The organism is Nocardia donostiensis (assembly GCF_002081715.1).
Taxonomy (GTDB): Bacteria; Actinomycetota; Actinomycetes; order Mycobacteriales; family Mycobacteriaceae; genus Nocardia; species Nocardia donostiensis.
Window position 1 is genome coordinate 1 of the sequence record NZ_MUKP01000082.1, and the last position, 8,789, is coordinate 8,789.

General features: G+C 66.5%; 10 protein-coding genes. 1 reads left to right on the top strand and 9 read right to left on the bottom strand.

Annotation, left to right across the window (positions count from 1 at the left end; genetic code table 11):
- The 3 genes from hemA to B0T44_RS25355 all read right to left on the bottom strand — a co-directional run.
- Nucleotides 1–889, bottom strand: an 889-nt coding sequence (hemA, locus tag B0T44_RS25345; protein ID WP_081512700.1) for a glutamyl-tRNA reductase, incomplete at its 3' end; no start/stop codon positions are given.
- On the bottom strand, nucleotides 886–1,926 hold the full coding sequence (locus B0T44_RS25350) for a redox-sensing transcriptional repressor Rex (RefSeq protein ID WP_077119511.1): 1,041 nt from the start codon (nucleotides 1,924–1,926) through the stop codon (nucleotides 886–888). The genes B0T44_RS25350 and hemA, both read right to left, overlap by 4 nt.
- 250 nt (nucleotides 1,927–2,176) lie before the next feature.
- Nucleotides 2,177–2,470 carry a glutaredoxin family protein gene (locus B0T44_RS25355; protein ID WP_077119513.1) on the bottom strand — a complete coding sequence of 98 codons (294 nt, stop codon included), beginning with the start codon at nucleotides 2,468–2,470 and terminating at the stop codon, nucleotides 2,177–2,179.
- A gap of 221 nt (nucleotides 2,471–2,691) precedes the next feature.
- Between B0T44_RS25355 and B0T44_RS25360 the strand changes: the two genes are divergently transcribed.
- Complete coding sequence (locus B0T44_RS25360) at nucleotides 2,692–3,702, top strand: HAD family hydrolase (protein WP_139347928.1); 1,011 nt, start codon at nucleotides 2,692–2,694, stop codon at nucleotides 3,700–3,702.
- Nucleotides 3,703–3,739: 37 nt separating this feature from the next.
- Here the strand turns inward: B0T44_RS25360 and B0T44_RS25365 are convergent, their stop codons facing one another.
- The 6 genes from B0T44_RS25365 to B0T44_RS25390 form a co-directional block, all read right to left on the bottom strand.
- On the bottom strand, nucleotides 3,740–4,759 hold the full coding sequence (locus B0T44_RS25365) for a lysophospholipid acyltransferase family protein (RefSeq protein ID WP_077119515.1): 1,020 nt from the start codon (nucleotides 4,757–4,759) through the stop codon (nucleotides 3,740–3,742).
- Complete coding sequence (locus B0T44_RS25370; protein ID WP_077119517.1) at nucleotides 4,756–5,787, bottom strand: NAD-dependent epimerase/dehydratase family protein; 1,032 nt, start codon at nucleotides 5,785–5,787, stop codon at nucleotides 4,756–4,758. The genes B0T44_RS25365 and B0T44_RS25370 overlap by 4 nt, the downstream gene beginning before the upstream one ends.
- Nucleotides 5,788–6,004: 217 nt before the next feature.
- Nucleotides 6,005–6,106, bottom strand: coding sequence for a 30S ribosomal protein bS22 (locus B0T44_RS25375; protein WP_003402602.1), 102 nt, complete (start codon nucleotides 6,104–6,106; stop codon nucleotides 6,005–6,007).
- A 265-nt stretch (nucleotides 6,107–6,371) separates the two neighbouring features.
- On the bottom strand, nucleotides 6,372–6,602 hold the full coding sequence (locus B0T44_RS25380) for a helix-turn-helix domain-containing protein (protein ID WP_086009055.1): 231 nt from the start codon (nucleotides 6,600–6,602) through the stop codon (nucleotides 6,372–6,374).
- A 164-nt stretch (nucleotides 6,603–6,766) separates the two neighbouring features.
- Nucleotides 6,767–7,585: a pyrroline-5-carboxylate reductase gene (gene proC / locus B0T44_RS25385; protein WP_077119519.1), complete on the bottom strand. Its 819-nt coding sequence runs from the start codon at nucleotides 7,583–7,585 to the stop codon at nucleotides 6,767–6,769.
- Between the two features lie 284 nt (nucleotides 7,586–7,869).
- Nucleotides 7,870–8,769, bottom strand: a complete 900-nt coding sequence (locus B0T44_RS25390) for a thioesterase family protein (protein WP_081512701.1) — start codon at nucleotides 8,767–8,769, stop codon at nucleotides 7,870–7,872.
- Between the last annotated feature and the right edge of the window lie 20 nt (nucleotides 8,770–8,789).

An 8,789-nucleotide genomic window follows, 5' to 3' on the forward strand; every position in this document is an offset into this window, starting at 1 on the left:
CCGCATGCTCCACATCGCGGGGCAGGCCGAGATCGCAGAAGACCAGCGGCCGCTGACCGGTACGATCCCGGTCGGCCAAGGCGTTATGGGTGTCGGCCAGCGTGATCACCGCACCGACCGCGCCGGTGCAGCTGACCACCACGTCCGCGTCGGCCATCGCCTCGGTCAACCGGGACAGCTCGTAGCCCGTAGCGGGAACCCCGTGCGTGCCCGCGGTCGCGGCGAGCCGTCTGGCCCGGTCGATGGTGCGGTTCACCACGATGATGCGGCCGATCCCGGCGCGCGACAGATGCGCGACGGCGAGCCCGCCCATCGCGCCCGCCCCGACCACCACGGCGGTTTTGCCGGTCAACGGCCCGAGCACGGTCGTCGCACGTTCCAACGCGACCGACACCACCGAAGCGCCCGCCCGGTCGATCCCGGTTTCCGAATGCACCCGTTTGCCGACGCGCAGGGCGTGCTGGGCGAGTTCGTGCAGCGTCCGGCCGACCGCCTGCTGCGCGTCGGCACTGGAGTAGGCGCTGCGGATCTGGCTGAGCACCTGCTGTTCGCCGACGACCATCGAGTCCAGGCCGCTGGCCACCGCGAACAGGTGTTCGGCCGCGGCTTCGCTGTAGCGGACGTAGGCGTGCCGGGTCAGATCGGGCATGGCGAGCCCGGAGTGGTTGCTGAGCAGGTCGCCCACCTCGGCCAGCCCGCCGTGGAAGGCGTCGACCACCGCGTACACCTCGACGCGGTTGCAGGTGGAGACGATCATGGCTTCGGAGATACGGCTAGAAGCCAGCATTCGGTCGATCAGCTTCGGCCGGTCGTCATCGGTGATCGCGACCTTTTCCAGCACAGCCACGGGGGCGCTGCGATGGGAGATCCCGACGAGAAGAACGCTCATGGTGTTACCACCGATCCCTTGCTGGTTGGCTCCGTTGCCGAATGCGAGGTCGCCTGTGCCGCGGCACAGGCGGCGTGCGTGGGGGGCGCATGGGTGGCGGGCAGCCTGCGCGTGCCCCGGCCCGGACCAGCCAGGGAGCGCGCGGTGGGCGCCGTGTCGGCCAGTTCCGCTCCGGCGGTCGCGGTGCCGGTGCTCACGTTCTGCGCGTCGTCCCCGGTTTCGGCGGCAGCGGGCCTCGCTCCGATCGAACCGGACGTGGCCGCACTCCTGTGTTCAACGCTGCGCGTACCGGAGTTGTTCTCACCAGCAGTGGTGTTCTCCGCCTCATTCAGCGTGGCGGCCACGGAACCGGGATCGGCGTCGGCGTTGCGCACCCGCTCGAACGACAGCATCTGCATTTCGACCGCTAGATCCACCCGGCGTACCTCCACGGTGGGTGGTGCTTCCAGCGCACAGGGAGCGAAGCTGAGGATCGATTGCACTCCGGCGGCGACCAGTGCGTCGCATACCGGCTGCGCCGCGTCGTCGGGTACCGCGATTACGGCGATGGTCGGCTGTAGCGCGGCCACATCGGCGGTCAGGTCGGCGGTGTTCCGGGCATCACGGACCTGCTGCCCGTGGATCTCGGTCCCGACCAGGGCCTGATCGTTGTCGAACAGTCCGACCACGGTGAACCCGCGCCGCCGGAAGCCCCGATACCCGGCCAGCGCCCGGCCCAGATTCCCCGCCCCGACCAGCACCACCCGGTGGCCGTCGGCCAGCCCGAGCACCTCTTCGACCCTGGCCCGCAGCCTGACCACGTCATAGCCGACACCGCGAACTCCGTTGGGGCCGAGAAAAGACAGGTCCTTGCGCAGCTTTGCCGAATTGACACCCGCCGCGACAGCCAGCTCCTCACTCGATACGATGGCAACACCGTCGTCGGCCAACATGGCGAGGACGCGAAGGTAGGTGGCCAACCGCGCCACTGTGGCCTGCGGGATGTCCTTCTGCAGAGCCCTCGAGACGCCGCCCGGCGCCTCATGTTGCTCTGTCACGTTCTCGGCTCCTCGTCCGGCCTGATCACGGTCGGGTTGCTCTGCGACCTCCCTCGCAGTCGTGCACCGCTGAGGGGTCGGATGTCGGGTTGATTCACCGCGCGCCGCCGGCCTCGCAGATCGGGTCGGCCCGCGGTCGCGTGCCACCACCGTAACCGCTTGTGAAGCCCTGCACAAAGTCGGTGAAATTGGCCTCATTTTCGACCGTGAGTTATGCGCGCAGCCCCGGCGCATGCTCCACTGTGCTGGATCAACGGCTCAGATCGGCCCGCAATCTATCCTCATCGACATCGAAATAGCTGTGTTCCCGGCCGTCGAGCAGCACCACCGGCAATCGGTCGCCGAACTCGGCGCGCAGCTGTGGATCGGTCGCGACCGCCGCATCCACGTCCACGGTCGCCACCTCGACACCGAATTCCGCGCACAACGGCCGCAACTGCTCCAGTGCCCGATCGCACATACCGCAGCCGGATCTGGTCAACAACGTCACCGAATGCGCGCGCGAACGCTCGTCGGCTCCGGCACCATCTGTGGGATTGGTCATGAAGTCATTAAATATCCTCTGGGAGTTCCCGCACCCCGTCGGCACAATGAGCGCTGCGCGATTGTGTCTCATCGCGCCTCCTGCGCCCTGCGGGAGTTCCCGCACCCCGTCGGCGTGCTCGCCTTCCGGTGCGCTGTCCTCACGTCGGTTACCGATGAATCCGGTTAGTGTGGACGTGGTTCGCGCGACGGGCGGAGGTACTGGTGCCGGAACGATCGAAGATGGAAAAGACCGGATTCATCGCGGGCCGGTTCGGTGAGTTTCCGGTGCGCTGGAATCTGGGCCCGCTCGGCCAGGGACTGACCGAGCAGCTCGCGCGTATCTCCCGCAGCCCGTTCGGCCCCAGCGAAGAAGAGGTGCGCGCCAATCTGGCCGGTGAGGCCAGTGCCGACGCGGCGCTCGCCCTGCATGATGCGGAACTGGCGACAGCCGGAGCTCCCCCGCTCGGCGCCGAGGTGGCCCGCGATCTGACCGCGGCGGCGTTCTTCGACGTCGACAACACAATGGTGCAGGGCGCCTCGATCGTGCATTTTGCCCGCGGGCTGGCAGCGCGCAAATATTTCAAGACCTCCGATCTGGCTGATATCGCCTGGAAACAGGTGAAGTTCCGGGTGACCGGCAAAGAGAGCAGCACCGATATGGCCTCGGGGAAGGAAAAAGCGCTGGCGTTCATCGCGGGCCGTTCGACGGCGGAACTGGCCGCGCTCGGTGAGGAGATCTACGACGAGATCATCGCGGACAAGATCTGGCCGGGTACCCGCGCGCTGGCGCAGATGCATCTGGATGCGGGCCAGCAGGTGTGGCTGGTCACCGCAACCCCGGTGGAACTGGCTCAGGTGATCGCCAAACGGCTCGGTCTGACCGGTGCGCTCGGCACGGTCGCCGAAAGCGTGGACGGGAAATTCACCGGCCGGCTGGTCGGCGATATCCTGCACGGCCTCGGTAAAGCGCACGCGGTGCGTGCGCTGGCCATTCGCGAAGGACTGAATCTGAAACGCTGCACCGCCTATTCCGACAGCCATAACGATGTACCGATGCTGTCGTTGACCGGTACCGCGGTCGCGATCAACCCGGACTCGGATCTGCGCGAGGTCGCCAAGAACCGCGGCTGGGAGATCCGCGATTTCCGCACCGGGCGCAAGGCCGCCAAAATCGGCGTCCCAACCGCTCTTGCCTTGGGTGCGGCGGGCGGCGCGGTAGCGGCCGCGGTCACCCGCCGTCGCGAGCACTGACGGTCACGGCGAGCACTGGCGGTCGCGCAGCGGCGAATCAGCCCAGGAAAATATTGCGGCGGCGGGTGAGCAGTTTGTAGAGCGTCTGCTGGATCGTTTCGCGTACCTGGTCGGTGACCTCGAACATGGTCATCGGGTCGTCGGCATCCTCGGCGGCGTATTCGGTGGTGGAAATCGGCGCGCCGAATTCGATGTACCATTTCGACGGCAGCGGGACCGCGCCGAGCGGACCCAGATGCGGGAACAGCGGTGTCACCGGGAAATACGGCAGACCGAGCAGCCTGGCCAGCGGTTTGATATCGGCCAGCTTCGGATAGATCTCTTCGGAGCCGACGATCGAGCACGGAATGATCGGCACTCCGGCGCGTACTGCGGCGGCGACGAACCCGCCCCTGCCGAAACGCTGGAGCTTATAGCGGTCGGTGTATTTCTTGCCGACGCCTTTGAAACCCTCGGGAAACACCCCGGTCAGCTGCCCCGACCTCAGTAGTCGTTCGGCGTCGGGCCGGCAGGCGAGAGTGTGGCCTGCCTTACGGGCCAGCGCCCCGACCATCGGCAGTTCGAAGACCAGATCGGCGGCCAGTAGCCGCAACGCGCGATGCTGGGGATGATTGTCGTGCACGGCCAGCTGGAGCATCAGCCCGTCGAGAGGGACGGTCCCCGCGTGATTGGCCACGATCAGCGCGCCGCCGTCTTCCGGAATATTCTCCATACCGCTGACCTGCACCCGGAACCACCGATCGGACAGTGGCCGTAGCGCGGGCAGGATCACCGATTCCAGCAGATGCTGGTCGAAACCGAATTCATCGACCTGATAGTCGCCGGTGAGCCTGCGGCGGGTGAATTCGGCGGCGTTCGCGATCTGCGTGCCCAGCATCCCGCGCACCATCTCCGACAACGACTGTGGTTCGGCTGGTTCGCGCGCACTGCGCCGTTCGGCCAGTGAAGTCACCGGGCTCGGTGTGGGCCGTGGCCAACTGTGGACGGCGCCTGCGGCGCGCTGGCGTGGCGCGGTCGCGAGGTCGTGCAAACGGATGACCTTGGCTACATCGTTCATGTGTGTGCTCCCGTATCGGCCCCGAGCAGGCCGAGCAGTTTACGTTCTGCGGTTTCGATCCACAGGGGATCGACTACGGGTCGCAACGTTGCGCCCCCGATGAAGTCGTCGAACGCCTGTACCGTCGTCCAGCGCGGCTCGAACCCGAGTTCGGCGCGCATTCGCGTCGTGTCCAGACCACACCCGAAATGGAAATAGTCGAGCTGTTCGGTGCTGAAATCTCGCATCACCGGCCCCATCAGTTTTTTGCCGAGAGTGCGAAACATCGTCCACGGTACCGGCATCGCGATCCGGCCCGCCCGGCGCACCGCCTGCGACAGTGCCAGCGCACCGTCACCGGCGACGTTGTAGGTGCCGGGAATGCCGGTCAGCGCCGCATGCACCAGCGCGGCGACGGCATCTTCTTCGTGCACGAACTGCAGGCGCGCGTCCCGGCCCAGTACCGTCGGGGTCATCGGGGAGCGCAGGTATTCGGCGGCGCGGGCGGCGAGGCCGGGACCGACCACCGGCGCCAGCCGCAGGATAGTCGCGCAGACATCGGGGCGGCGGCGGGCCAACCCGCGTACGAAACCCTCGATCTCGATCATGTCGGAGGCGAACCAACCGCGCGGCGGGGTGCGCGCACTCATCTCCTCGGTGAATTTCGCCGGATCCTTGGCGCTGCCGCCGTACACGCCCGATGTCGACCGCAGCACCACCCGGGCGACCGAGGGCGATTTCTGGCAGACCGCAAACAGCTGCATCGCGCCGAGGACGTTCATATCCTTCATAGCGGCCCGGCTGCCGCCCGACGACGGCTGGGAAAGCACCGCGGTATGTACCACGGTGTCCACCTCGTTACCGGCGACGACCTTGCGGATCAACGGGTTCCGGATATCGGCGCGGATGAATTCGGCGCGACCCATCCTGCGGCGCAGTTGCGGATTGGGCGTCATCACATCGACACCGATAACGCGTTCGATCTCCGGATGCTGGGCGAGCTTGCACACCACATTGCCGCCGAAGAACCGGCTCGCGCCGGTCACCATCACGATATTCGGCCTCCGCCGATCGTTCGCCTCAGAGTTCACCGGGCCGTCCCACCTCGAGCATCGAGCCCCCGCTCAGTTTCCGGTTCTAGGTTAGCGTCCGCCGCATCCGCCGCCGATAGATCGACCAGCTTCTTACGAGATCTTCAGCGGGCGGAAACATAGAATAAAAAAAAACCCGCCACCGGATGGTAGCGGGTCTTCGGCGCCACAGCGCTTACTTGCCGAGTTTGCGCCGTTGCACACGGGTACGACGAAGCAGCTTACGGTGCTTCTTCTTCGACATGCGCTTACGGCGCTTCTTGATCACAGAACCCATAGGGTGTCCTCGCGTTCTCTCTACTCGGCGCGCACGCGCTCACGTACGCTCACTCAGCTACTTCAGCCAACTCAGCAGGCTCAGCTCACTCGGCCGGCTCGTCGGGCCGTCGCACCCAGCGGTGGCGATGACTCGGCAAGCTCCCCGCGTTCACGCCGCCGCACGGCATGCCGTTGCCTCGGGACATGTGAACACTCGGCCACGGCGCGCGAACACGAACCGAAGATTCATCGTACCGGCCGCTGTTCGCACGCCGGAAATCGGCTCATCCCGCGTCGAAGTAGGACGTCTCGAGGTATTCGTGCACCGCCTTGGCATGCACTCGGAACGATCTGCCGACGCGCACCGCGGGCAGCTCTCCGGAGTGCACCAGCCGGTACACCGTCATTTTGGATACTCTCATCAGATTCGCCACCTCGGCGACGGTGAGGAATTGCGTACCACCGCCGAGGATTGGTTGCCCTTGCGACGAACCACCGCTGCTGTTAGCAGACATCTTATTCGAAGACATCATCGCACCACTGACCTCCGGCACGTCCGCGCCACCGGCTTCCCCACCGGCGGAACAGACACGCACGTGCTCCTTGAAGCTTAGCGGGACCAGTGGGATTGCTGCGACGGGAGTGAGAAATCCGGTTCATACGCTGGGAACCGACCCGGTCATTCCGCGGATGCACCCTGTTCGGCGGACCGGCGTTCGGCGGCGTGCAGCGCCTCCAGGAACGCCGAGCGGACGCCCGCCCGCTCTAGTTCTCGCACGGCCGCGGCAGTAGTGCCCGCGGGCGAGGTGACGGCGGCGCGCAAGTCCACCGCGCTCTGGCCCGATTCGTCCAGCATCGCGGCCGAGCCGATCATGGTCTGCACAACCAGTTGGGCGGCGACGTCCCGGCTCAATCCGAGGCTCACCCCGGCGTCCACCATCGCCTCGACGACCAGGAAGAAGTACGCGGGCCCTGATCCAGAGATCGCGGTGACTGCGTCCATCTGCGATTCGGCGACCACGGCCACCTGACCGACGGCGCCGAGAACCTCGGTGACCAGGTCCAGTTGTTCGGCCTTGGCGTAGCGACCCGGCGCCAGCACACTCATCCCCTGCCCCACCAGCATCGGGGTGTTCGGCATAACCCGGACCACCGGGAACCCCGCGGGCAGTTTGGACTCGAGGCGTGCCGTCGGCACCCCGGCGGCCAGCGAAACCAGGGTCTGGTCGCGGTCGCCGTCGAGTTCGATCTTGCCGAGTTCGGTCAGCACCGCATCGACATCGGCCGGTTTCACCGCGATCACCAGCAGATCCGCGCCCACCGCCGCATCGTCGATCGCATCGGTCACCCGTACCCCGAACCGGTCGGCGAGCAACCCGGCCCGATTGGCATGCGTTTCCACGACGACCAGGTCTTTGACCGCGCGCCCGGCCTCGAGCAGGCCCGCTACCAGCGCCTCCCCGATCCGGCCACCACCGATCACCGCAATTCTCGTCATAGACCACAAGGCTAGCCGTGCACAGCGGAACCGAATGCGGAGGTATGCAAGCCGCACGCTCGGAGCAAAAGGCGGCAGCTAGACAGCCCCCTGTCCGGCTGTGCGCATACGGAAGGTACGCAGAAGAGCGCAGGCGGAAGTAAACAGACCGCACTCCCGACACAAAGGCGCCAGCTAGGCAAACCCCACACGACCGCGCGAATGCGAAAAGTACACCTGAATGCGCATGGCCGGAACGAAGGCGGAGGTACGCACGGAGCGAAGTCGGAGGTACGTATGCGCGCTCAGCGGCTCGGTAGCAACGCCAGTTGTCGGCTCTGGGCAACCAGGGCCCCGGTGGAATCGAGCACCACCTGGTCGGAATCGAACAACCGCCCGCCCACCTCATGGGTGCTCGCGATGATCCGCAACCAGCCGGGCGCGGGCCTGCGCCGCAGGTAGGTGGTCATTTGCACGGTCGGTGACCAGCCGAAGTAGCCGAGGTTGGTCGGCACCGGCGGGCTCATATCGGCGGCCATCATGGCCGTGTATGCAGCGATGTCCGGGTCGGCCTGATCAGCCGCGCGCGGGCGCAGCCACATACCCAGCCGCGGTTCGCCCCGCTCGTTGTCGAGGAATCGGGCGAGCTTGCGGTCCAAGAACAGATCCATCCCGCGCGCCACATGCACCAGCCTGCCCATCGGTGAGCCGGGTTCGTAGCCGACGGCGTCGGCGGGCGGTTCCACCGGGAGATCGGTATGTGAAGGCGCGTAATGGGGCGGGGTGTCGGCGCTGTCGAGGTGGCCGAAGGTGAACGCTGTGCGCACCATCGTGCGGTCGCCCTGGATCAGGCGCACATCGGCCGTGCAGATCTGGCGGCCGAGCTTACCGATCGTCACTTCGTAGTCGACTTCGCCTGCGACGGGAGCGCCGAGGAAGTCGGTGGTGGCGGAGATCGGTGCCATCCCCGCCCGCTCGGGATCGATGGTCCGCAACCGGCGTGTCGCTGCGGCGGCGGAGGCGGCGACCATGGTTCCGCCGTGCACCTTGTGACCGATGGTCCAGATATCGTCGATGACACCCCGGTAGCGGGCGGTATCCGGCCCGCCGGTGCCGAGTTCACGCATCTCGCAGACCCGGCTGAACGGTGCGTCGACCGCTACCGCCTCGCTTTCGGCGCTCAACCCCGTAGTCCCCGTAGTCATCGTCACTCCTGATCCATCAA